Raw genomic sequence first — 22,183 nt, forward strand, 5'->3', positions numbered from 1 at the left:
ACCTGTTTGTCCTATTTTGCTCATCGTAGCCACTTAAACAATGATTTACGAAATCCTTGCAGGAGACATTATGAAAGTTATGCGTACCACTGTCGCAACTGTTGTCGCCGCGACCTTATCTCTGAGCGCTTTCTCTGCCTTCGCAGCAGCAAGCCTGACTGGCGCTGGTGCAACCTTCCCTGCGCCGGTGTATGCCAAATGGGCGGATACCTACCAGAAAGAAACCGGCAACAAGGTTAACTATCAGGGTATCGGCTCCTCCGGTGGCGTAAAACAAATTACCGCGAATACCGTTGATTTCGGCGCATCCGACGCTCCGCTGTCTGATGAGAAACTGAATCAGGAAGGCCTGTTCCAGTTCCCGACCGTGATCGGCGGCGTTGTGCTGGCCGTTAACATCCCTGGCCTGAAATCAGGCGAGCTGGTGCTGGACGGCAAAACCCTGGGCGACATCTACCTGGGCAAAATCAAAAAATGGGACGACGAAGCCATCACTAAGCTGAACCCGGGCGTTAAGCTGCCTTCGCAGAATATCGCTGTGGTTCGCCGTGCCGACGGTTCTGGTACCTCCTTCGTATTCACCAGCTACCTGGCGAAAGTTAACGAAGAGTGGAAATCTAAAGTGGGCTCCGGCTCTACCGTTAACTGGCCAACCGGCCTGGGCGGTAAAGGCAACGACGGCATCGCCGCGTTCGTGCAGCGTCTGCCTGGCTCCATCGGCTACGTAGAGTACGCCTACGCTAAGCAGAACAATCTGGCCTACACCAAACTGGTCTCTGCTGACGGCAAACCGGTTAGCCCGACCGAAGAGAACTTCGCCAACGCCGCCAAAGGCGCTGACTGGAGCAAATCCTTCGCTCAGGACCTGACCAACCAGAAAGGCGACGATGCATGGCCAATCACTTCCACCACCTTCATTCTGGTCCACAAAGATCAGAAGAAACCTGAGCAGGGTGCTGAAGTGCTGAAGTTCTTCGACTGGGCATACAAAAACGGCGGCAAACAGGCTAATGACCTGGATTACGCTAGCCTGCCAGACAGCGTGGTTGAGCAGATTCGTGCTGCATGGAAAACCAACGTGAAAGACAGCAGCGGTAAAGCACTGTACTAACAGGATATAGTTAACGAAGATGGCGGGCGGCGCTAACGCCTACCCGCCCTACGGTTCAGACTGTAGGCCCGGTAAGCGCCAGCGCCACCGGGCATATTCGTAAAACGTCTCAAAAAGAAGAGTAATTTATGGCTGCAACCAAGCCTGCATTTAACCCTCCGGGTAAAAAAGGTGACATGATTTTCAGCGCCCTGGTCAAACTGGCTGCGCTGATTGTGCTATTGCTGCTGGGCGGCATTATCGTGTCCCTGATCTTTTCTTCCTGGCCGAGCATTCAGAAATTTGGTTTCTCCTTCCTGTGGACCAAAGAGTGGGATGCGCCGAACGATATCTACGGTGCGCTGGTGCCGATTTACGGCACGCTGGTCACCTCCTTTATCGCCCTGCTGATTGCCGTTCCGGTGAGCTTCGGTATTGCCCTGTTCCTGACGGAGCTGGCACCCGGCTGGCTGCGGCGTCCGCTGGGTATCGCCATTGAACTGCTGGCGGCCATTCCAAGCATCGTTTACGGCATGTGGGGTCTGTTTATCTTTGCTCCGCTGTTTGCGACGTACTTCCAGGAGCCGGTGGGTAACGTTCTCTCTGCCGTTCCGTTTGTGGGGGCGCTGTTCTCAGGCCCGGCGTTCGGTATCGGTATTCTGGCGGCCGGGGTGATCCTCGCCATCATGATTATTCCGTACATTGCGGCGGTAATGCGCGATGTCTTCGAACAAACCCCGGTGATGATGAAAGAGTCGGCCTACGGCATCGGCTGCACCACCTGGGAAGTGATCTGGCGCATCGTCCTTCCGTTCACCAAAAATGGGGTGATCGGCGGCATAATGCTGGGTTTAGGCCGCGCGCTCGGCGAAACCATGGCGGTGACCTTTATCATCGGTAACACCTACCAGCTCGACAGCGTCTCGCTGTACATGCCGGGGAACAGCATCACCTCCGCGCTGGCGAACGAATTCGCCGAAGCCGAATCGGGACTGCACGTCGCGGCGCTGATGGAGCTGGGTCTGATCCTGTTTGTTATCACCTTTATCGTGCTGGCTATCTCCAAGCTGATGATTATGCGTCTGGCTAAAAATGAGGGGGCACGCTAATGGCGACTCTCGACATGCAAAACACCGCCCAGCTTGCGGAATCTCGCCGTAAAATGCAGTCAAAGCGCCGGATTAAAAACCGCATTGCGCTGACGCTTTCGATGGCAACGATGGCATTCGGCCTGTTCTGGCTGATCTGGATCCTGATGTCCACCATTACCCGCGGTATTGATGGAATGTCCCTGGCGCTGTTCACCGAGATGACGCCGCCGCCGAACACGGCGGGCGGCGGTCTGGCAAACGCCCTGGCGGGTAGTGGCCTGCTGATCCTGTGGGCGACCGTTTTCGGTACGCCGCTGGGCATCATGGCGGGTATCTACCTGGCGGAATACGGCCGTAAGTCCTGGATCGCTGAAGTCATCCGCTTTATCAACGACATTCTGCTTTCTGCCCCGTCGATTGTGGTAGGTCTGTTTGTTTACACCATCGTGGTGGCACAAATGGAACACTTCTCCGGCTGGGCGGGTGTGATCGCGCTGGCGCTGCTACAGGTGCCTATCGTTATTCGTACCACTGAAAACATGCTGAAACTGGTGCCGGACAGCCTGCGTGAAGCGGCTTACGCGCTGGGCACGCCGAAATGGAAGATGATTTCGGCGATTACCCTGAAAGCGTCCGTCTCCGGGATCATGACCGGTATCCTGCTGGCTATCGCCCGTATCGCTGGTGAAACCGCACCGCTGCTGTTTACCGCGCTCTCCAACCAGTTCTGGAGCACGGACATGATGCAGCCGATCGCCAACCTGCCGGTGACGATCTTTAAATTTGCGATGAGCCCATTCGCGGAATGGCAGCAGCTGGCCTGGGCCGGGGTGCTGATCATCACCCTTTGCGTACTGTTGCTGAACATTCTGGCGCGCGTCATTTTCGCGAAGAAGAAACACGGTTAAATTTTTACGGCGCGGCACATCGCGGCGCCGAATGAGGAAATGAGTCAATGAGTATGGTTGATACTGCCCCGGGTAAGATTCAGGTTCGTGATTTGAACTTCTACTACGGCAAATTCCATGCCCTGAAGAACATCAACCTGGATATCGCGAAGAACCAGGTGACGGCATTCATCGGTCCGTCAGGCTGTGGTAAATCCACGCTGCTGCGTACCTTTAACAAGATGTATTCGCTCTATCCGGAGCAGCGCGCAGAAGGTGAAATTCTGCTGGACGGTGACAACATCCTGACCAATACCCAGGATATCGCCCTGCTGCGTGCGAAAGTGGGAATGGTGTTCCAGAAACCGACGCCGTTCCCGATGTCGATTTATGACAACATTGCTTTCGGCGTGCGTCTGTTTGAGAAACTCTCCCGCGCGGATATGGACGAGCGCGTGCAGTGGGCATTGACCAAGGCCGCATTATGGAACGAAACCAAAGATAAACTTCACCAGAGCGGGTACTCTCTCTCCGGTGGTCAGCAGCAGCGTCTGTGCATTGCGCGCGGTATCGCCATTCGCCCGGAAGTGTTGCTGCTTGATGAGCCGTGTTCAGCGCTGGACCCGATCTCAACCGGGCGTATCGAAGAGCTGATCACCGAGCTGAAGCAGGATTACACCGTGGTGATCGTTACCCACAACATGCAGCAGGCTGCGCGTTGCTCTGACCACACGGCGTTTATGTACCTGGGCGAGCTGATTGAGTTCAGTAACACGGACGATCTGTTCACCAAGCCCGCGAAGAAACAAACCGAAGATTATATTACTGGCCGCTACGGTTGATTTGCCTCAGTGCATGTGGAGAAACCATGGACAACCTCAATCTTAATAAACACATTTCCGGCCAGTTCAACGCAGAGCTGGAAAGCATTCGCACCCAGGTGATGACCATGGGCGGCATGGTCGAGCAGCAGCTTTCTGATGCGATCACGGCGATGCACAACCAGGACAGCGAGCTGGCGAAGCGCGTCATTGAAGGCGACAAAAACGTCAATATGATGGAAGTGGCCATCGACGAGGCCTGCGTGCGCATTATTGCGAAGCGTCAGCCGACGGCGAGCGACCTGCGCCTGGTGATGGCGATCATCAAAACTATCGCCGAGCTGGAACGTATCGGTGACGTTGCGGATAAAATCTGCCGTACCGCGCTGGAGAAGTTCTCTCAGCAGCACCAGCCGCTGCTGGTGAGCCTGGAGTCGCTGGGCCGCCACACCGTGCAGATGCTGCACGACGTGCTGGATGCTTTCGCGCGTATGGATCTGGACGAAGCGGTCCGTATCTACCGTGAAGACAAAAAAGTTGACCAGGAATACGAAGGCATCGTGCGTCAGCTGATGACCTACATGATGGAAGATTCACGCACCATTCCAAGCGTTCTGACCGCGCTGTTCTGCGCGCGCTCAATCGAGCGTATCGGTGACCGCTGCCAGAATATTTGTGAATACATCTTCTACTTCGTTAAGGGTCAGGATTTCCGACACGTGGGCGGCGACGAGCTGGACAAGCTGCTGGCGGGTAAAGATCCGAAAGAGTAAGGGTTATGGCGGGTGGCGCGTAGCGCATACCCGCCCTGTTTTCATTTACCGCGTAATATCCCACCCGCGCGCCTTCCACAGTGCAGGCAGCTGCGCCAGATCGGTAAAGGTGGTCACTTTTGGATGATCGATCGGCTTGTTGTGCGGATCGGCACAGAAGTAAAACACCTCCATTCCCGCATCAATTCCCGACTGCGCGCCCGCAGAAGAATCATCCACCAGAATACAGTTCTGCACGTTGACGTTCATCGCTTTCGCCGCGTGGAACATCAGCGCCGGATCGGGTTTCCAGCGCTGGATATCGTAGCCGCTGAACAGTTTTTCCGGGAAGTGGTGCAACAGGTCCAGCTTGCCGAGTGAATGCTGCATCTTGCTGACCGGACCGTTAGAGACCACGCAGATCGGCACCGTCATCGCATCCAGCAGCGCGTTAGCCCCGGCGATCACCTCCAGTTCGGCATCGAACAGGCGTGCGACCTCGGCGCGGTACACTGGCTCCAGATCCGCTTTCGCCAGATCCACACCGTGCTCTTCGTTAATGATGTCGATGATCTCGTACAGCTTCACGCCCTTAAAGCGTTTAAACACCTCTTCGAGATCGAGCGTAATGCCAAATTCCTGGAACATGGCGACATACGCGCGGGAACAAATGACCTCACTGTCCACCAGCGTACCGTCACAGTCGAAAAATACCGCTTCAATTCCGGACATGCCCTTCCCTTTTAACAAGTTTAACGTTTACGTACGACAGTTTAACGAGACGCAATCGTTGCCGTATAAGCAAAATCAATGAAAAAAGTATCCCGTAACCGCCACTATTGTCGCATTTTGGTATAGGATAGCGACGAATTTTCCCTCCTTGTTCGGAAATTGATGATGAGTCAACAACACACTACCCAGACATCTGGTCAGGGTCTGCTTGAGCGCGTGTTTAAACTGCGCGAGCACGGCACAACGGCACGCACCGAAGTGATCGCCGGTTTTACTACCTTCCTGACGATGGTCTATATCGTTTTTGTTAACCCGCAAATTCTGGGCGTGGCTGGCATGGACACCAGCGCCGTCTTTGTAACCACCTGTCTGATCGCGGCCCTTGGCAGCATTCTGATGGGCATTTTCGCTAACCTGCCCGTGGCGCTGGCCCCGGCAATGGGTCTGAATGCGTTCTTCGCTTTCGTGGTGGTTCAGGCAATGGGCCTGCCGTGGCAGGTCGGTATGGGCGCCATTTTCTGGGGTGCGGTAGGCCTGCTGCTGCTGACCATCTTCCGCGTGCGCTACTGGATGATTGCCAATATCCCGGTGAGCCTGCGCGTGGGAATCACCAGCGGTATCGGTCTGTTCATCGGCATGATGGGGCTGAAAAACGCCGGCGTTATCGTGGCGAACCCGGAAACCCTGGTAAGCATTGGTAACCTGACCTCCCACAGCGTGCTGCTGGGCGTGCTCGGCTTCTTTATTATCGCGATCCTGGCGTCGCGCAACATCCATGCCGCGGTGCTGGTTTCTATCATTGTGACCACGCTGCTGGGCTGGATGCTGGGCGACGTGCATTACAACGGTATCGTCTCTGCGCCACCGAGCGTTTCCACCGTGATTGGCCACGTCGATCTGGCGGGCTCTCTGAACCTGGGTCTGGCAGGGGTGATTTTCTCCTTCATGCTGGTCAACCTGTTTGACTCCTCCGGTACGCTGATCGGCGTGACCGATAAAGCGGGTCTGGCAGATGAAAAAGGTAAATTCCCGCGCATGAAGCAGGCACTGTATGTGGATAGCGTCTCTTCCGTCGCCGGCTCTTTCATCGGCACCTCGTCTGTTACCGCTTACATTGAATCCTCTTCCGGCGTGTCCGTGGGCGGCCGTACCGGCCTGACGGCGGTAGTCGTGGGGCTGCTGTTCCTGCTGGTGATCTTCCTCTCTCCGCTTGCCGGGATGGTGCCTCCGTACGCGGCTGCGGGTGCGCTGATTTATGTCGGCGTGCTGATGACGTCGAGCCTGGCGCGCGTGAAGTGGGAAGATTTAACGGAAGCCGTTCCGGCGTTTATCACCGCGGTAATGATGCCGTTCAGCTTCTCGATTACCGAAGGTATCGCGCTGGGCTTTATCTCCTACTGCGTGATGAAGATCGGCACCGGCCGCTTCCGCGAACTCAGCCCGTGCGTCATCATCGTGGCGCTGCTGTTTGTGCTGAAGATTGTGTTCATCGACGCGAAATAAACAGCAAGCCCTTTTCGAAGAAAAGGGCTTTAGTGTTTGTACCCTCTCCCCGTGGGAGAGGGCCAGGGTGAGGGCATCAGCCCGCACCTCACCTTAAGCCTTCACCCTCTTGATATAATCCCCAAACGCCGTCAGCTGGCCAGAGAGATGGTCGCGCGTGCTTTGATCCACCACTTCACCCGTCTGCGGGTCGACCTTGTTCTGAATTACGCCACCCATAAATTCCGGCTTGTTCATCACCATCGCATCCAGGAACACCAGAATCTGACGCAGGTGATACTGGCAGCGCGCGCCGCCGATGGCACCCATAGAGCTGGTCTGGATCAGTACCGGCTTGCCTGACAGCGGCTGCTCCGGTAAGCGGGATAACCAGTCAATGGCGTTCTTCAGGCCACCCGGTACCGAATAGTTATATTCTGGCGTCACGATCACTACGCCGTCGGCCTGGCGGATCTGCTCGGCTATTGCCTCCACGCTTTGAGGGAATCCTTCTTCCTGCTGAACATCAGCATCATAAAGCGGGATGTCGCCGATTGATGGCAGGGCGCTAATCTCCATTCCAGCCGGTGCCAGCTGCGGCAGCGTGCGGGCAACCATCCCGTTAAACGAACCTTTGCGCAGGCTTCCCAGTAACGTAACAACTTTCAACGTATCAGACATGATTACTCCTGTTTCATCATGATGACCCTGAACGGATCAGCTAAGGGTATATGCTTTTTCTGCCGGTAAACTGGTTAATCGTATCAGGCGCGCGGCGGGCTCGTTGGCGCGCTCGGGTACATCCGGAAGACTACGCCAGCCGCGTATACTGTCAAACTCCCAGACTTTTAGTCGTTCGATGGCGGGGGTAACCGCAACGGACCAGATCAGCACGTCCTCAGCGTCGCTGAGCGCCTCCACCAGCGACGCTTTCGCGGCACGCAGGCGCCCGGAGCCGGGAAGCAGCTGCAACAGGCTGGCGTCGTCTGACGCCGCGCCGCTCAGTTTACGGATGCTCTGGCGAAGGGTGATGAGCTGCGCTCTGGCTTCAACGGGATCGTTCTGGTTACGTACCCACAGCTTTTCATTGCTGGAGAGCGGGTATTCATCAAGCGCGTTGGCACCGTGGAAGCTGCGCGTCACGCGTTGCAGTTCCATATCCAGTCCGCAATCGCCTTCCGTGGTCAGGGCGACGCCAACTATATTGCCGGTGTAAGCGATGGAAAAACGGGGCAGCGCAGGGTCCGCAAACACCGGACGTCCCTCTGGCTGGATAATGATGTCCGGTAGTTCGCTGGTGCCGTACAGCATAAAAAGCAGTTCAGCGAGGAGTGCCCTGGAGGCTAAAAACCGCGTCCTGCGGTGTTCTGGTAGCTTGAGTGCCTCGCTGTGGCAGGCTGAAGAAACTCTGGCCGATACGAGATGCCCTTCTGTTAATGTCCCTCGTGCAAAGTGCGTAGCCATTTTTCGCTCCCTGATAATGGTCGTATTCGGTTAAACGGTTACATGATTATCGCTTAACTCAGCTTCTGTTTTAATCAGTAAATGGAAATATGAGAAGCCTGAGAACCGAACTTTACATTATCTTAGGCGAAAACCTGACCTGGCGCGGTATACAGCGCTTTTATCGTCTCGCGTAGCCAGAGAATTTTCGGATTATGGCTGTTCCGTTTATGCCAGATCAGCGTGAAGGGCACGGTCAGCTTTTCTGCCTGCGCTTCATCGATGGGGATGGGAAGGCAGATCAGATTTCGCTGGTGGAGTTGGTTGTAATGGCGGCAGTAGCCTGGCGCGGTCGCGATATAGTGATGGCCGGGCTGCGCCGCCATAAACATCGACTGTTCAAAACCGGGCAGGCTCATGGCGATATTGCGCTCCCGGCCCATTTCTCTTAGCACCTCGTCGAGCGCCCAGGTATCGCTGCGTTCCCAGAAGATGCTGATATGCGGGTAGCGCAGAAACGTCTCGAGGTTCCACTCATCCTGAAGCGCCGGGTGATCTTCCCGCAAATAGACGCAGGGACGGTCGCTGAACAGGATTTCATAGTCAATAAACCACGGCATCAGCTTTAACAGCTCCCGCGAGCGCGGATGCGTTTCGCGACCGGTAAAGCCCAGATCGACCTCTCCGCGCGTGATGGCGTCCAGCGAGTCATAATCCCAGTGGCGCATCTTCACCGTGGCCTGCGGATAGCGCTGATTAACCTGCTCCAGCAGATCGTTAAACCGGATCAACATCAGCGGCGTTTCCGCGGCCAGCTCGAAGTTCAGGCCGCCGGGCGAATCGTGGTGGAATTTATCGAGGATCTGATTGCCAATCTGCATCCAGTCGGCCAGATCCTGCTCCAGGCTCACCGTCAGCGGCGTGGGCAGCAGCCCTAACGGCGTTTTCACAAAAAGCGGATCGTCGAACCAGTCGCGCAGCTTCGCCAGCGATTTACTCACCGCGGAGGGCGTCACGTTCATCCGCTTCGCGGCCTTAGTGACGCTGCGCTCCTGAAGCAGGAGCTGCAGGCAAAGTAAAAGATTAAGATCGAGATTGCGGATGGGCTTCTTCATAGTTCGCCGCGGGCTGAATGACCATAAGTAAGGTGATGCAGAGTATGCTACAGCCAATCAGAACCCCGATCAGCATATTCAGCGCGTTAAGGCCGATCACCGCCGCCAGCCAAATCCACAGCGACGAACCGCAAACCTGGGCAATGCCCAGCACCGAACTTGCGACACCCGCGCGCAGCGAGAACGGGCCAAGCGCCTGGCTCATCGCCACGCCGAAGCCGACGGAAAACCCGGCGCAAATCAGTGTGATGCCCACCAGCATTAGCGCGTGCGAACTGGCGGTTGCCAGGATCGCGCCGGCGGCAAGGAACAGCGCCTGCGAAGTCAGCATCAGCGTGCGCTGGCGGAAAATATTGAGCGCAAAAGGCGTTGAGAAAGAGACCGCCATGCTGACCATCGCGGTGAGCGCCATCACCGCTGAATACTCGCCGCGATCGAAGCCCATCGTCTCCATCAGCAAAACCGGGGAAACGTTTACATAGGTGAGGATCACCGCCACGCTAAGCGTGGTGATTGCCAGCCGGCTAAGGAAAAAGCGATTCAACAATTTTTCAGCCGGATGGATGGTTGCGGTATGGGGGGACTGCTGCGAACCGGGGTGGGTCTCTTTCAGCACCGTCACGGACAGGATAAAGACGAGGGCGCCCATTGCCGCCATGGTCCAGAAAAGGCTCTGCCACGGAAATTTGAGCATGATCAGGTAGCCTATAACCGGTGCCAGTACGGGAATGATGCAGGTAATGCCGTTCAGCATTGAGAGCACCTTGGCGCGGCGCTGGGCGCTCAGGGTATCGCGCAGAATGGCAAACGCCACCACGTAGCAGCCGCCCGCGCCAATGCCCTGAACAAAACGTCCGGCCAGGAACAGGGGACTTCCCTGCGCGACAGAGCAGAGTATGGATGCCAGCGCGAAAACGATCGCACCGGTAATGGCGACGGGCTGACGCCCGGCCTTATCCGCGATTTTTCCCGCATACACCATTGAGGATGCCATCCCCGCAAGGTAGGCCGAAAACGCGATGTGCAGCTGCGCCTCACTGGCCCCCAGATCCCGCGCGATGTGCGGTAAACCCACCAGATACATATCAATGCCGGACGGATAAAGCAGAACCAGCGCAAAACTACAAAACAGAAAACGAGCCATATATCCCCCATAGATGCAGGCATGCAGAATAGGGGGATGGCGCTGATTAGGCGAGTTGCCATTTGGACAATGGTGATTTCCTGAAAGGAAATCACCCTGTGCTAGCGGGAATTACTTACCGATACAGAAGCTCGAGAAAATCCTTCCCAGCAGATCGTCCGACGTAAACTCTCCGGTGATCTCACTCAGATTCTGCTGTGCCAGACGCAGCTCCTCCGCCAGCAGTTCACCCGCCCATGCGCCTATCAGCTGGGCTTTGCCCTGGTCAAGATGGCGAGCCGCCTCTTCCAGCGCCTGCAGGTGACGGCGACGCGCCAGGAAGCCACCCTCCATGCTGGTATCAAAGCCCATGCTCTGCTTGAGATGGTTACGCAGGTCGTCCACGCCTTCCCCGGTGCGCGCCGAGAGGCGAATAAGTGAGTGACCATTCACATCGCTGATGCCCAACGTTTCGCCGGTCACGTCCGCTTTGTTACGCACCACGGTGATCGGCAGTTTAGCCGGCAGACGGGCGATAAAGTCTGGCCAGATCTCCGCCGGGTCGACGGCGTCGGTCGTGGTGCCGTCCACCATAAACAGCACGCGGTCGGCCTGCTCGATCTCCTGCCAGGCGCGCTCTATACCGATACGCTCAACCTCGTCGCTGGCATCGCGCAGCCCGGCGGTGTCGATGATATGCAGCGGCATGCCGTCGATATGGATATGCTCGCGCAGCACGTCGCGGGTCGTCCCGGCAATGTCGGTCACGATCGCCGCCTCACGGCCCGCCAGGGCGTTCAGCAGGCTCGATTTCCCGGCGTTCGGGCGTCCGGCAATGACCACCTTCATCCCTTCACGCAGCAGGCTGCCCTGACGCGCTTCGGCACGCACCGCGTCGAGATCGGCCATCACGTCGTTGAGCTGGGCTTCAATTTTACCGTCAGAGAGAAAGTCGATCTCCTCGTCCGGGAAGTCGATAGCCGCTTCGACGTAGATTCGCAGGTGAGTAAGTGCTTCCACAAGATGATTTACGCGCGCGGAGAAGGCCCCCTGCAACGAGTTCAGCGCGGAGCGGGCTGCCTGTTCGGAGCTGGCGTCGATCAGGTCTGCAATCGCCTCGGCCTGCGCCAGGTCGAGCTTGTCGTTCAGGAAGGCACGCTCGGAGAACTCGCCCGGCTTCGCAATGCGCAGGCCAGGCAGGGTCAGAATACGCTTTAACAGCAGATCGAGGATCACCGGGCCGCCGTGGCCCTGGAGCTCCAGCACGTCTTCGCCGGTAAAGGAGTTCGGGCCGGGGAACCACAGCGCAATGCCCTGGTCCAGCGGGGTGCCGTCGGCATCCTTAAACGGCAGATAATCGGCGTAGCGCGGCTTTGGCAGTTTACCCAGCACCGCTTCGGCCACCTCGCGCGCCTTCAGGCCGGAGATGCGCAGAATGCCTACACCACCGCGTCCCGGTGGGGTTGCCTGGGCGACGATAGTGTCGTTATGGCTCATGGTTGCTCTCGTTCAGTACAAATAAAAAAGGCGGTCAATCGACCGCCCTTATTTTAGCGTTAACTTACCGAATCAGGACTTTTTCTTTTCGCGGCTGTGCAGGCCACGTTTTTCCAGACCACGGTAGATCAGCTGCTGCTGGATGATGGTCACCAGGTTGCTGACGATATAGTACAGCACCAGACCTGACGGGAACCACAGGAAGAACACGGTGAAGATGACCGGCATAAAGGTCATGATCTTCTGCTGCATCGGGTCGGTCACGGTGGTCGGAGACATCTTCTGAATGAAGAACATCGTCACGCCCATCAGGATCGGCAGGATGTAGTACGGGTCCTGTGCGGACAGGTCATGGATCCACAGGGCGAACGGCGCGTGGCGCAGCTCAACGGAACCCATCAGCATGTAGTACAGCGCAAGGAAGATTGGCATCTGAATCAGCAGCGGGAAGCAACCACCCAGCGGGTTTACCTTCTCGGCTTTATACAGGGCCATCATTTCCTGGCTCTGACGCTGCTTGTCATCGCCCAGACGCTCACGCATTGCCTGAATCTTCGGCTGCAGCATACGCATCTTCGCCATGGAGGTGTACTGCGCCTTAGTCAGCGGGTACATGATGCCACGAACGATAAAGGTGATAACGATGATGGAGAAGCCCCAGTTACCCAGGAAGCTGTGGATGAACTTCAGCAGCTTAAACAGCGGCTGAGAGATGAACCACAGCCAACCGTAATCTACGGTCAGGTCCAGGTGTGGCGCAACGGCAGCCATTTTGTCCTGGATTTCCGGGCCAACCCACAGGGTGCTTGCCAGCTTACCGGTTTGACCCGGCTGCACCAGAACCGGCTGAGATTTGTAGCCGATAGCGGCAATACCGTTGCCGAGGTTCGCGGTGTAGAAGTTATTCGTCCCGTCGTTATTCGGTACCCACGCCGTTGCGAAATACTGTTGCAGCATTGCGACCCAACCGCCTTTAGAGCTGACGTTCAGGTTTTCGTTATCGGCAATGGTGTCGAACTTGTATTTCTCGTACTTGGTGTCTGGCGTGGAGTACGCCGCGCCGCGGAAGGTATGCAGCGCAAAGTTGCTGCTTCCGGTGTCACGGTGAGACGGCAGATTGATGGACTGCTTCAGCTGACCAAAGGTAGAGATTTCCAGCGGTTTCTCACCGGCGTTCTGTACGCTGTAGCCCACGTTCACCGCATACTCACCGCGTTTCAGGGTGAAGGTTTTGGTGAAGGTGTTGCCTGCGGCGTCGGTGTAGGTCATCGGGATAACCAGTTCGTTCTGACCATCAGCCAGCACAAACGTGTCATTCTCGACGTTATACAGTGGACGCGCACCGTTAGCCGGGTTATCCGGGCCATCACGACCGGTCAGGCCGCTCTGCGCCTGGTAGATAAACTCAGGCGTGGTTTCCAGTAACTGGAACGGTTCGGTAGACTTCAGCTCTTTCGGGTAGGTCAACAGCAGCGCCTGCTCAACATCACCGCCACGGGTGTTGATAGTCAGCTCAAGCACATCGGTTTTAACCGTAATCTGTTTCCCCTGGCCACTGGCCGGTACGCCCTGGTCGGCGGCGCTACCCGCTGCGGTGGTCGTGGTCTGCGTGGTCTGCTGCTGGGGTTGAGGATTTTTATCCTGCTCCCATGCCTGCCAGATCATGAAAGACACGAACAACAAAGCGATGATAAGAAGATTGCGTTGCGAATCCATCGTTAGTGTTCTCTGGTATCAAAGGGTCCTGGAGGGACGGGGTCGTCTCCACCTGGGTGTAAAGGGTGGCATTTTAATACGCGTTTCACCGTCAACCAACTGCCTTTTATCACTCCAAACCTGCGCAATGCCTCAATTCCGTAGCTTGAGCATGTTGGGGTGAAACGGCAATGTGGCCCGAGTAGCGGACTAATCAGGCGTTGATAGACCCTGATGAGGGCTATCAGGACCCGCGAGCCAGGCGACAGTGGCGGCGCCATAATTTTTCCAACGCTTCCGAGAGAGCACGGTTATCGAGGTCGGCAACCCCTTTTTTAGCCACCACCACGAAATCCATCGAAGGCAGTTCGTGTTGACGTAAACGGAAGCTTTCACGCGTCAGACGTTTAATCCGGTTGCGTTCATGCGCACGCTTAACGTTTTTCTTGGCGACTGTGAGACCGATGCGGGGATGCCCCAGCGAATTTTGGCGGCCGAGGATGGTGATTTGCGGCGTGCCAGCCCGTTGTGGCTGCTGGAAGACGAAAGTGAAATGAGTGGGAGTTAACAAACGTAACTCCCTGGGAAATGCTAGCTTAACCACTCAGGGGTTAGCTTTATTACTTGGAAACGGTCAGACGAGCGCGGCCTTTAGCACGACGACGTGCCAGAACCTGACGACCATTTTTAGTAGCCATACGAGCACGGAAGCCGTGAGAACGGTTGCGCTTCAGTACAGACGGTTGAAAAGTGCGTTTCATGGCGATTTCTACCTAAACTTGAATAAATTCACTGACTTTTGCGTATACCCGAACGAGTTTCGAACGACTAACGCCTCAGCGTGGGTGATTAAAGAGGCCGGATTGTAATAATTGTACACTCCGGAGTCAATTCTCTTTCCTTATTTCCTGCGTATTTCCGCACTATTTTGCGTGGAAAATGAGCAGCGAACGACGCAGGAAGATGAGCCTCACGCGCCGGGTCGAGGATTATACGGCGTCATCCACAAAGCGCAAGGATCGTCCCGGATCTTCGTTAGATCATTTAAGCCAAAAAAGGTCTGTGCTCATTAAATTTTCCAATATGCGCGCTAAATCGCGGGGCACTCGCGTCAGGATCGTTTACACTTACCCGGTTTCGGATCTTCCTGTGGATAAATCGGGAAGAATCTGTGAGAAACAGAAGATCTCTGTCTCAGTTTAGGCTATGATCCGCGGTCCCGATTGGGATCCCAGGATCCTGGTCAGGATTTAATTGCAGATAGCAATTCGCACGTCCCCCTTTTGCACAGGGTCATGTCGATGTGCGCCAACAATCATGAATATTCAATAGTTTTCTTTTATTGTTCGAGTGGAGTCCGCCGTGTCACTTTCGCTTTGGCAGCAGTGTCTTGCCCGATTGCAGGATGAGTTACCAGCCACAGAATTCAGTATGTGGATCCGCCCGTTGCAGGCGGAACTGAGCGATAACACGCTGGCTTTGTATGCGCCAAACCGTTTCGTGCTCGATTGGGTAAGGGATAAATACCTTAACAACATCAATGGACTGCTGAACGATTTCTGCGGATCAGATGCCCCACAGCTGCGTTTTGAAGTGGGCACAAAGCCGGTCACCCAAACCGTTCGTGAAGTTGTCAATGTGGCAGCCCCTGCTCAGGCGGCGCCCGCTCCTGCACCGCGTGTTGCACCGGCTCGTCAGGGCTGGGATAACGTTCCGGCCCCCGCAGAGCCTACCTACCGCTCTAACGTTAACGTGAAGCACACGTTCGATAACTTCGTTGAAGGTAAATCGAACCAGCTGGCGCGCGCGGCGGCCCGCCAGGTTGCCGATAACCCCGGTGGTGCTTACAACCCGCTGTTCCTTTATGGCGGCACGGGTCTCGGTAAAACGCACCTGCTGCACGCGGTGGGTAACGGCATTATGGCGCGTAAGCCCAATGCCAAAGTAGTGTATATGCACTCCGAGCGCTTCGTTCAGGACATGGTAAAAGCCCTGCAAAACAATGCGATCGAAGAGTTTAAACGCTACTACCGTTCCGTTGACGCACTGCTGATCGATGACATCCAGTTCTTTGCCAATAAGGAACGATCGCAGGAAGAGTTTTTCCACACCTTTAACGCCCTGCTGGAAGGCAATCAGCAGATCATTTTGACCTCGGATCGTTATCCAAAAGAGATCAACGGCGTTGAAGATCGTCTGAAATCCCGCTTCGGCTGGGGCCTGACCGTGGCGATCGAGCCGCCGGAGCTGGAAACCCGCGTCGCGATCCTGATGAAAAAAGCCGACGAGAACGACATTCGCTTGCCGGGTGAAGTGGCGTTCTTTATTGCCAAGCGCCTGCGTTCCAACGTTCGTGAGCTGGAAGGGGCACTGAATCGCGTTATCGCCAACGCCAATTTTACCGGTCGTGCGATCACCATCGATTTTGTGCGTGAAGCGCTGCGCGATTTGTTGGCATTGCAGGAAAAACTGGTCACTATCGACAATATTCAGAAGACGGTGGCTGAGTACTACAAGATCAAAGTGGCAGATTTACTGTCTAAACGTCGTTCCCGCTCGGTGGCGCGTCCGCGTCAGATGGCGATGGCGCTGGCAAAAGAGCTAACCAACCACAGCCTGCCGGAAATCGGCGATGCGTTTGGTGGCCGTGACCATACGACCGTGCTGCACGCCTGTCGCAAGATTGAGCAGTTACGCGAAGAAAGCCACGACATAAAAGAAGATTTTTCCAATTTAATCAGAACATTATCATCGTGACGCTATGAAATTTACCGTTGAACGTGAACATTTATTAAAACCGCTGCAACAGGTGAGTGGCCCATTAGGTGGCCGCCCAACGCTGCCTATTCTCGGAAACCTGCTGCTTCAGGTCGCGGACGGTACGCTGTCGCTGACCGGCACAGATCTGGAAATGGAAATGATCGCGCGCGTTACGCTGACGCAGCCGCACGACGCGGGCGCGACCACGGTTCCGGCACGTAAATTCTTTGATATCTGCCGTGGGCTGCCGGAAGGCGCTGAAATTGCCGTGCAGCTGGAGGGCGACCGCATGCTGGTGCGCTCTGGCCGCAGCCGTTTCTCACTCTCCACGCTGCCCGCTGCGGACTTCCCGAACCTGGACGACTGGCAGAGCGAGGTTGAATTTACCCTGCCGCAGGCGACGATGAAGCGTCTGATTGAAGCCACTCAGTTCTCTATGGCGCACCAGGACGTTCGCTACTACTTAAACGGCATGCTGTTCGAAACCGAAGGCGAAGAGCTGCGTACCGTGGCCACCGACGGGCACCGTCTGGCGGTCTGTTCCATGCCGATTGGCGATTCACTGCCAAACCATTCGGTGATCGTGCCGCGTAAGGGCGTGATTGAGCTGATGCGTATGCTCGACGGTGGCGACACGCCGCTGCGCGTGCAGATTGGCAGCAACAACATTCGCGCACACGTGGGTGATTTTGTCTTCACGTCGAAGCTGGTTGACGGTCGTTTCCCTGACTATCGCCGCGTATTGCCGAAAAACCCGGACAAAACGCTGGAAGCGGGCTGCGATATCCTCAAGCAGGCGTTCGCCCGTGCGGCCATTCTCTCTAATGAGAAATTCCGCGGCGTACGTCTGTACGTGAGTGAAAACCAGATCAAAATTACCGCTAATAACCCGGAGCAGGAAGAGGCAGAAGAGATTCTGGACGTCACCTACGCCGGGGCTGAGATGGAAATCGGCTTCAACGTCAGCTACGTGCTGGATGTGCTCAATGCACTGAAATGCGAGAACGTTCGCATTCTGCTGACTGACTCCGTTTCGAGCGTACAGATTGAAGATGCGGCCAGCCAAAGCGCGGCTTATGTTGTCATGCCAATGAGACTGTAATGTCGCTCACCCGTCTGTTGATCCGCGACTTTCGCAATATCGAAAGCGCGGATCTCGCTTTATCCCCTGGCTTTAACTTTCTGGTTGGCGCAAACGGCAGCGGCAAAACCAGCGTGCTTGAGGCCATCTATACGCTCGGCCACGGTCGGGCGTTTCGCAGTTTGCAGATTGGTCGTGTGATTCGCCACGAGCAGGAATCCTTTGTTCTGCACGGGCGTTTACAGGGCGCAGAGCGGGAAACCGCCATTGGCCTGACCAAGGACAAGCAGGGCGACAGCAAGGTACGCATCGACGGCACCGACGGCCACAAGGTGGCGGAGCTGGCGCTGCTGATGCCGATGCAGCTGATTACGCCGGAGGGGTTTACTTTACTCAACGGCGGCCCCAAATACAGAAGAGCGTTCCTCGACTGGGGATGCTTTCACAACGAAGCTGGCTTCTTTAACGCCTGGAGCAACCTGAAGCGTCTGCTTAAGCAGCGTAACGCCGCGTTGCGTCAGGTCACGCGCTACGCCCAGCTGCGCCCGTGGGACATGGAATTAATTCCTCTTGCGGAACAAATCAGCCGCTGGCGTGCCGAATACAGCGCGGGTATCGCCGAAGACATGGCCGACACCTGCAAACAGTTTTTACCCGAATTCTCTCTCACCTTCTCGTTCCAGCGTGGCTGGGAGAAAGAGACGGATTATGCCGAGGTGTTAGAGAGAAGCTTCGAGCGCGATCGCATGTTGACCTACACCGCGCACGGCCCGCACAAGGCGGATTTCCGCATTCGTGCTGACGGCGCACCGGTAGAAGACACGCTGTCGCGCGGGCAGCTAAAGCTCCTGATGTGCGCGCTGCGCCTGGCGCAGGGGGAGTTCCTCACCCGCGAAAGCGGACGACGCTGCCTGTACCTGATAGATGATTTTGCCTCGGAACTTGACGACGCGCGGCGCGGGCTGCTTGCCAGCCGCTTAAAAGCCACGCAGTCGCAGGTTTTCGTCAGCGCTATCAGCGCTGAACACGTTATGGACATGTCGGACGAAAATTCGAAGATGTTTACCGTGGAAAAGGGTAAAATAACGGATTAACCCAAGTTGAAATGAGCGAGAAACGTTGATGTCGAATTCTTATGACTCCTCCAGTATCAAAGTCCTGAAAGGACTGGATGCGGTGCGTAAGCGCCCGGGTATGTATATCGGCGACACGGATGACGGCACCGGTCTGCACCACATGGTATTCGAGGTGGTAGATAACGCTATCGACGAAGCGCTCGCGGGTCACTGTAAAGACATCGTGGTCACGATCCATGCGGACAACTCCGTGTCCGTTACCGATGATGGTCGTGGCATCCCAACCGGTATTCACCCGGAAGAGGGCGTATCTGCTGCGGAAGTGATCATGACCGTTCTGCACGCAGGCGGTAAGTTCGATGATAACTCGTATAAGGTTTCCGGCGGCCTGCACGGCGTAGGGGTTTCCGTAGTAAACGCCCTGTCGCAGAAGCTGGAGCTGGTTATCCAGCGCGAAGGCAAAATTCACCGCCAGATCTACCAGCACGGCGTGCCTGAAGCCCCGCTGGCCGTTACCGGCGATACCGAGAAAACCGGTACCATGGTGCGTTTCTGGCCGAGCCTGGAAACCTTCACCAACGTTACCGAGTTTGAGTACGACATCCTGGCGAAACGCCTGCGTGAACTGTCGTTCCTGAACTCCGGCGTGTCGATTCGTCTGCGCGACAAACGCGACAACAAAGAAGACCACTTCCACTACGAAGGCGGTATCAAGGCGTTCGTTGAGTACCTGAACAAGAACAAAACGCCAATTCACCCGAATATCTTCTATTTCTCCACTGAAAAAGACGGCATCGGCGTGGAAGTGGCATTGCAGTGGAACGACGGTTTCCAGGAAAACATCTACTGCTTCACCAACAACATTCCGCAGCGCGACGGCGGTACTCACCTTGCGGGCTTCCGCGCGGCGATGACCCGTACCCTGAACGCCTACATGGATAAAGAAGGCTACAGCAAAAAAGCGAAAGTCAGCGCCACCGGCGACGATGCCCGTGAAGGCCTGATTGCTGTTGTTTCCGTGAAGGTGCCGGATCCGAAGTTCTCCTCGCAGACCAAAGACAAGCTGGTCTCTTCTGAGGTGAAATCGGCGGTTGAGCAGCAGATGAACGAGCTGCTGAGCGACTACCTGCAGGAAAACCCGTCCGACGCGAAAATCGTGGTGGGCAAAATTATCGATGCGGCCCGTGCCCGTGAAGCGGCGCGTAAAGCCCGTGAAATGACCCGTCGTAAAGGCGCGCTGGACTTAGCCGGCCTGCCGGGCAAGCTGGCTGACTGCCAGGAGCGCGATCCGGCGCTGTCTGAACTGTACCTTGTGGAAGGGGACTCCGCGGGCGGTTCTGCGAAGCAGGGCCGTAACCGTAAGAACCAGGCGATACTGCCGCTGAAGGGTAAAATCCTCAACGTTGAGAAAGCGCGCTTCGACAAGATGCTCTCTTCTCAGGAAGTGGCGACGCTTATCACCGCGCTCGGCTGCGGTATCGGTCGCGACGAGTACAACCCGGACAAGCTGCGCTATCACAGCATCATCATCATGACCGATGCGGACGTCGACGGCTCGCACATTCGTACGCTGCTGTTGACCTTCTTCTATCGTCAGATGCCGGAAATCGTTGAGCGCGGCCACGTCTACATTGCACAGCCGCCGCTGTACAAAGTGAAGAAAGGCAAGCAGGAACAGTACATTAAAGATGACGATGCGATGGATCAGTATCAAATCGCGATCGCCCTTGATGGCGCGACCCTGCACGCAAACTCCAGCGCGCCAGCGCTGGCCGGCGAGCCGCTGGAGCGTCTGGTCTCCGAGTTCAACGCCACGCAGAAAATGATTGGCCGTATGGAGCGTCGCTACCCGAAAGCGCTGCTGAAGGAGCTGATTTATCAGCCAACCCTGACCGAAGCCGATCTAAGCAACGAGCAGGCCGTGACCCGCTGGGTAAACACCCTGGTGAGCGAGCTGAACGAGAAAGAGCAGCACGGCAGCCAGTGGAAGTTTGACGTTCAGCAGAACGCGGCGCAGCAGTTCGAGCCGATTGTTCGCGTCCGTACTCACGGCGTCGACACCGACTACCCGCTGGAGCACGAGTTTGTGACCGGTCCGGAATACCGCCGTATCTGCACCCTGGGCGAGAAGCTGCGCGGTCTGATCGAAGACGATGCGTTCATCGAACGTGGCGAGCGCCGCCAGCCGGTGGCAAGCTTCGAGCAGGCGCTGGAATGGCTGGTGAAAGAGTCCCGTCGCGGCCTTTCTATTCAGCGTTATAAAGGTCTGGGCGAAATGAACCCGGATCAGCTGTGGGAAACCACCATGGATCCGGAAAGCCGCCGCATGCTGCGCGTTACCGTTAAAGACGCGATTGCAGCGGATCAGCTGTTCACCACCCTGATGGGTGACGCGGTTGAACCACGTCGTGCCTTCATCGAAGAGAACGCCCTGAAAGCGGCGAATATCGATATTTAACTAACTCCCCCTCACCCTAACCCTCTCCCACAGGGAGAGGGTGTACAGTTCCCTCTCCCTGTGGGAGAGGGTTAGGGTGAGGGGAAAAACCTGCGCAAAAGAGGAATCCCTTCCAACACCCCATCCTCCTTTCTTGCCGTGTTTTTTGAGCGGAATCGCGTTAGCATGAGTCCAGACTCATTCGAACCGGGGATCCCATGGCTATCAAACTCATTGCAATCGATATGGACGGCACGCTGCTGCTGCCTGACCACACCATCTCTCCCGCCGTTAAAAACGCGATCGCCGCCGCCCGCGAAAAAGGCGTGAACGTGGTGCTGACCACTGGTCGCCCGTATGCCGGGGTGCACAGCTACCTGAAAGAGCTGCACATGAATCAGCCGGGCGATTACTGCATCACGTATAACGGCGCGCTGGTACAAAAGGCCGCAGATGGCAGCACGGTGGCACAAACTGCGCTGAGCTACGATGACTACCTGTTCCTTGAAAAACTCTCCCGCGAAGTGGGATCCCACTTCCACGCGCTCGATCGCACTACGCTGTATACCGCTAACCGCGATATCAGCTACTACACGGTGCATGAATCCTACGTCGCGACCATCCCGCTGGTGTTCTGCGAAGCGGAAAAAATGGACCCGGCGACGCAGTTCCTGAAAGTAATGATGATCGACGAACCGGCGATTCTGGACAAAGCCATTGCGCGCATTCCTGCAGAGGTGAAAGAGAAATACACCGTGCTGAAAAGCGCGCCGTACTTCCTCGAGATCCTCGATAAACGCGTCAATAAAGGCACCGGCGTGAAGTCGCTTGCCGATGCGCTGGGCATTAAGCCTGAGGAGATTATGGCGCTGGGCGACCAGGAGAATGACATCGCGATGATCGAGTATGCGGGCATGGGCGTGGCGATGGATAACGCGATCCCGTCGGTGAAAGACGTGGCGAACTTCGTCACCAAATCTAATCTGGAAGACGGCGTGGCTTACGCAATTGAGAAATTTGTCCTGTCCTAGCTGCTGCCCGTAATCATCAGCCTCGGTTATCAACCGGGGCTTTTTTTGGCCCTGAATTTATCGGATTGTT

The 22,183-nt window shown here is 56.2% G+C and carries 21 protein-coding genes; 11 read left to right on the forward strand and 10 right to left on the reverse strand.

Features of this window, described 5'->3' with window-relative positions; genetic code table 11:
- Positions 1–70 precede the first annotated feature (70 nt).
- The 5 genes from pstS to phoU all read left to right on the forward strand — a co-directional run bounded on the left by pstS (position 71) and on the right by phoU (position 4,662).
- The gene (gene pstS, locus MOQ06_RS18055) at positions 71–1,111 is read left to right on the forward strand and encodes a phosphate ABC transporter substrate-binding protein PstS (protein WP_063452042.1); all 1,041 of its coding nucleotides are present in this window, start codon (positions 71–73) and stop codon (positions 1,109–1,111) included.
- A 128-nt stretch (positions 1,112–1,239) separates the two neighbouring features.
- Positions 1,240–2,199: a phosphate ABC transporter permease PstC gene (gene pstC, locus MOQ06_RS18060; protein WP_148420349.1), complete on the forward strand. Its 960-nt coding sequence runs from the start codon at positions 1,240–1,242 to the stop codon at positions 2,197–2,199.
- Complete coding sequence (gene pstA / locus MOQ06_RS18065) at positions 2,199–3,089, forward strand: phosphate ABC transporter permease PstA (RefSeq protein ID WP_003861156.1); 891 nt, start codon at positions 2,199–2,201, stop codon at positions 3,087–3,089. The genes pstC and pstA overlap by 1 nt, the downstream gene beginning before the upstream one ends.
- A 47-nt stretch (positions 3,090–3,136) precedes the next feature.
- Positions 3,137–3,910, forward strand: a complete 774-nt coding sequence (gene pstB / locus MOQ06_RS18070) for a phosphate ABC transporter ATP-binding protein PstB (protein WP_015961095.1) — start codon at positions 3,137–3,139, stop codon at positions 3,908–3,910.
- A 26-nt stretch (positions 3,911–3,936) separates the two neighbouring features.
- Complete coding sequence (phoU, locus tag MOQ06_RS18075; RefSeq protein ID WP_008500182.1) at positions 3,937–4,662, forward strand: phosphate signaling complex protein PhoU; 726 nt, start codon at positions 3,937–3,939, stop codon at positions 4,660–4,662.
- Positions 4,663–4,707: 45 nt separating this feature from the next.
- Here phoU and yieH read toward each other — a convergent pair whose 3' ends face one another.
- Positions 4,708–5,373 carry a 6-phosphogluconate phosphatase gene (gene yieH / locus MOQ06_RS18080; RefSeq protein ID WP_148420350.1) on the reverse strand — a complete coding sequence of 222 codons (666 nt, stop codon included), beginning with the start codon at positions 5,371–5,373 and terminating at the stop codon, positions 4,708–4,710.
- Between the two features lie 165 nt (positions 5,374–5,538).
- Between yieH and adeP the strand changes: the two genes are divergently transcribed.
- Entirely contained in the window at positions 5,539–6,876 is a 1,338-nt protein-coding gene (adeP, locus tag MOQ06_RS18085) for an adenine permease AdeP (protein ID WP_148420480.1), read from the forward strand.
- Between the two features lie 93 nt (positions 6,877–6,969).
- On the opposite strand, the gene MOQ06_RS18090 is transcribed toward adeP, so the two are convergent.
- The 9 genes from MOQ06_RS18090 to rpmH all read right to left on the reverse strand — a co-directional run bounded on the left by MOQ06_RS18090 (position 6,970) and on the right by rpmH (position 14,489).
- The gene (locus tag MOQ06_RS18090) at positions 6,970–7,536 is read right to left on the reverse strand and encodes an NADPH-dependent FMN reductase (protein WP_003861147.1); all 567 of its coding nucleotides are present in this window, start codon (positions 7,534–7,536) and stop codon (positions 6,970–6,972) included.
- Positions 7,537–7,572: 36 nt separating this feature from the next.
- The gene (locus tag MOQ06_RS18095; protein ID WP_148420352.1) at positions 7,573–8,319 is read right to left on the reverse strand and encodes a phosphopantetheinyl transferase; all 747 of its coding nucleotides are present in this window, start codon (positions 8,317–8,319) and stop codon (positions 7,573–7,575) included.
- A 122-nt stretch (positions 8,320–8,441) separates the two neighbouring features.
- Positions 8,442–9,413: an HTH-type transcriptional regulator YidZ gene (yidZ, locus tag MOQ06_RS18100; RefSeq protein WP_148420353.1), complete on the reverse strand. Its 972-nt coding sequence runs from the start codon at positions 9,411–9,413 to the stop codon at positions 8,442–8,444.
- A complete protein-coding gene (locus MOQ06_RS18105) occupies positions 9,382–10,557 on the reverse strand; it encodes an MFS transporter (protein ID WP_242174260.1) in 1,176 nt (391 codons plus the stop codon). Before MOQ06_RS18105 ends, yidZ begins: the two co-directional genes overlap by 32 nt.
- A gap of 111 nt (positions 10,558–10,668) precedes the next feature.
- Positions 10,669–12,033: a tRNA uridine-5-carboxymethylaminomethyl(34) synthesis GTPase MnmE gene (gene mnmE / locus MOQ06_RS18110; RefSeq protein WP_148420355.1), complete on the reverse strand. Its 1,365-nt coding sequence runs from the start codon at positions 12,031–12,033 to the stop codon at positions 10,669–10,671.
- 72 nt (positions 12,034–12,105) lie between these two features.
- A complete protein-coding gene (yidC, locus tag MOQ06_RS18115; RefSeq protein ID WP_176609136.1) occupies positions 12,106–13,749 on the reverse strand; it encodes a membrane protein insertase YidC in 1,644 nt (547 codons plus the stop codon).
- A 2-nt stretch (positions 13,750–13,751) separates the two neighbouring features.
- On the reverse strand, positions 13,752–14,009 hold the full coding sequence (gene yidD, locus MOQ06_RS18120) for a membrane protein insertion efficiency factor YidD (RefSeq protein ID WP_001307474.1): 258 nt from the start codon (positions 14,007–14,009) through the stop codon (positions 13,752–13,754).
- Positions 13,973–14,332: a ribonuclease P protein component gene (rnpA, locus tag MOQ06_RS18125; RefSeq protein ID WP_003861126.1), complete on the reverse strand. Its 360-nt coding sequence runs from the start codon at positions 14,330–14,332 to the stop codon at positions 13,973–13,975. The genes yidD and rnpA overlap by 37 nt, the downstream gene beginning before the upstream one ends.
- Before the next feature lie 16 nt (positions 14,333–14,348).
- On the reverse strand, positions 14,349–14,489 hold the full coding sequence (gene rpmH, locus MOQ06_RS18130; RefSeq protein ID WP_000831330.1) for a 50S ribosomal protein L34: 141 nt from the start codon (positions 14,487–14,489) through the stop codon (positions 14,349–14,351).
- Positions 14,490–15,090: 601 nt separating this feature from the next.
- On the opposite strand from rpmH, the gene dnaA reads away from it, so the two are divergent.
- From dnaA to yidA, 5 genes are all read left to right on the forward strand, one after another.
- Positions 15,091–16,485, forward strand: a complete 1,395-nt coding sequence (gene dnaA / locus MOQ06_RS18135) for a chromosomal replication initiator protein DnaA (protein WP_003861124.1) — start codon at positions 15,091–15,093, stop codon at positions 16,483–16,485.
- 4 nt (positions 16,486–16,489) lie between these two features.
- Entirely contained in the window at positions 16,490–17,590 is a 1,101-nt protein-coding gene (dnaN, locus tag MOQ06_RS18140) for a DNA polymerase III subunit beta (RefSeq protein WP_003861122.1), read from the forward strand.
- The gene (gene recF / locus MOQ06_RS18145) at positions 17,590–18,663 is read left to right on the forward strand and encodes a DNA replication/repair protein RecF (protein WP_045260850.1); all 1,074 of its coding nucleotides are present in this window, start codon (positions 17,590–17,592) and stop codon (positions 18,661–18,663) included. Before dnaN ends, recF begins: the two co-directional genes overlap by 1 nt.
- A 28-nt stretch (positions 18,664–18,691) precedes the next feature.
- A complete protein-coding gene (gene gyrB / locus MOQ06_RS18150) occupies positions 18,692–21,103 on the forward strand; it encodes a DNA topoisomerase (ATP-hydrolyzing) subunit B (RefSeq protein ID WP_148420357.1) in 2,412 nt (803 codons plus the stop codon).
- Positions 21,104–21,300: 197 nt separating this feature from the next.
- Positions 21,301–22,113: a sugar-phosphatase gene (gene yidA / locus MOQ06_RS18155; protein WP_242174262.1), complete on the forward strand. Its 813-nt coding sequence runs from the start codon at positions 21,301–21,303 to the stop codon at positions 22,111–22,113.
- The last annotated feature ends 70 nt before the right edge of the window (positions 22,114–22,183 follow it).

It is taken from the genome of Enterobacter sp. I4 (assembly GCF_022669095.1).
Lineage (GTDB): Bacteria > Pseudomonadota > Gammaproteobacteria > Enterobacterales > Enterobacteriaceae > Enterobacter > Enterobacter pasteurii.

What these genes read in the sequence shown, in the direction of transcription:
- gyrB (WP_148420357.1), top strand. Translation starts at nt 18,692, where the DNA reads ATGTCGAATTCTTATGACTCCTCCAGTATCAAAGTCCTGAAAGGACTG.
- yieH (WP_148420350.1), bottom strand. Translation starts at nt 5,373, where the DNA reads ATGTCCGGAATTGAAGCGGTATTTTTCGACTGTGACGGTACGCTGGTG.
- yidD (WP_001307474.1), bottom strand. Translation starts at nt 14,009, where the DNA reads ATGGCGCCGCCACTGTCGCCTGGCTCGCGGGTCCTGATAGCCCTCATC.
- dnaN (WP_003861122.1), top strand. Translation starts at nt 16,490, where the DNA reads ATGAAATTTACCGTTGAACGTGAACATTTATTAAAACCGCTGCAACAG.
- MOQ06_RS18105 (WP_242174260.1), bottom strand. Translation starts at nt 10,557, where the DNA reads ATGGCTCGTTTTCTGTTTTGTAGTTTTGCGCTGGTTCTGCTTTATCCG.
- pstC (WP_148420349.1), top strand. Translation starts at nt 1,240, where the DNA reads ATGGCTGCAACCAAGCCTGCATTTAACCCTCCGGGTAAAAAAGGTGAC.
- yidZ (WP_148420353.1), bottom strand. Translation starts at nt 9,413, where the DNA reads ATGAAGAAGCCCATCCGCAATCTCGATCTTAATCTTTTACTTTGCCTG.
- pstB (WP_015961095.1), top strand. Translation starts at nt 3,137, where the DNA reads ATGAGTATGGTTGATACTGCCCCGGGTAAGATTCAGGTTCGTGATTTG.
- rpmH (WP_000831330.1), bottom strand. Translation starts at nt 14,489, where the DNA reads ATGAAACGCACTTTTCAACCGTCTGTACTGAAGCGCAACCGTTCTCAC.
- adeP (WP_148420480.1), top strand. Translation starts at nt 5,539, where the DNA reads ATGAGTCAACAACACACTACCCAGACATCTGGTCAGGGTCTGCTTGAG.
- pstS (WP_063452042.1), top strand. Translation starts at nt 71, where the DNA reads ATGAAAGTTATGCGTACCACTGTCGCAACTGTTGTCGCCGCGACCTTA.
- mnmE (WP_148420355.1), bottom strand. Translation starts at nt 12,033, where the DNA reads ATGAGCCATAACGACACTATCGTCGCCCAGGCAACCCCACCGGGACGC.
- yidC (WP_176609136.1), bottom strand. Translation starts at nt 13,749, where the DNA reads ATGGATTCGCAACGCAATCTTCTTATCATCGCTTTGTTGTTCGTGTCT.
- recF (WP_045260850.1), top strand. Translation starts at nt 17,590, where the DNA reads ATGTCGCTCACCCGTCTGTTGATCCGCGACTTTCGCAATATCGAAAGC.
- MOQ06_RS18095 (WP_148420352.1), bottom strand. Translation starts at nt 8,319, where the DNA reads ATGGCTACGCACTTTGCACGAGGGACATTAACAGAAGGGCATCTCGTA.
- pstA (WP_003861156.1), top strand. Translation starts at nt 2,199, where the DNA reads ATGGCGACTCTCGACATGCAAAACACCGCCCAGCTTGCGGAATCTCGC.
- phoU (WP_008500182.1), top strand. Translation starts at nt 3,937, where the DNA reads ATGGACAACCTCAATCTTAATAAACACATTTCCGGCCAGTTCAACGCA.
- yidA (WP_242174262.1), top strand. Translation starts at nt 21,301, where the DNA reads ATGGCTATCAAACTCATTGCAATCGATATGGACGGCACGCTGCTGCTG.
- MOQ06_RS18090 (WP_003861147.1), bottom strand. Translation starts at nt 7,536, where the DNA reads ATGTCTGATACGTTGAAAGTTGTTACGTTACTGGGAAGCCTGCGCAAA.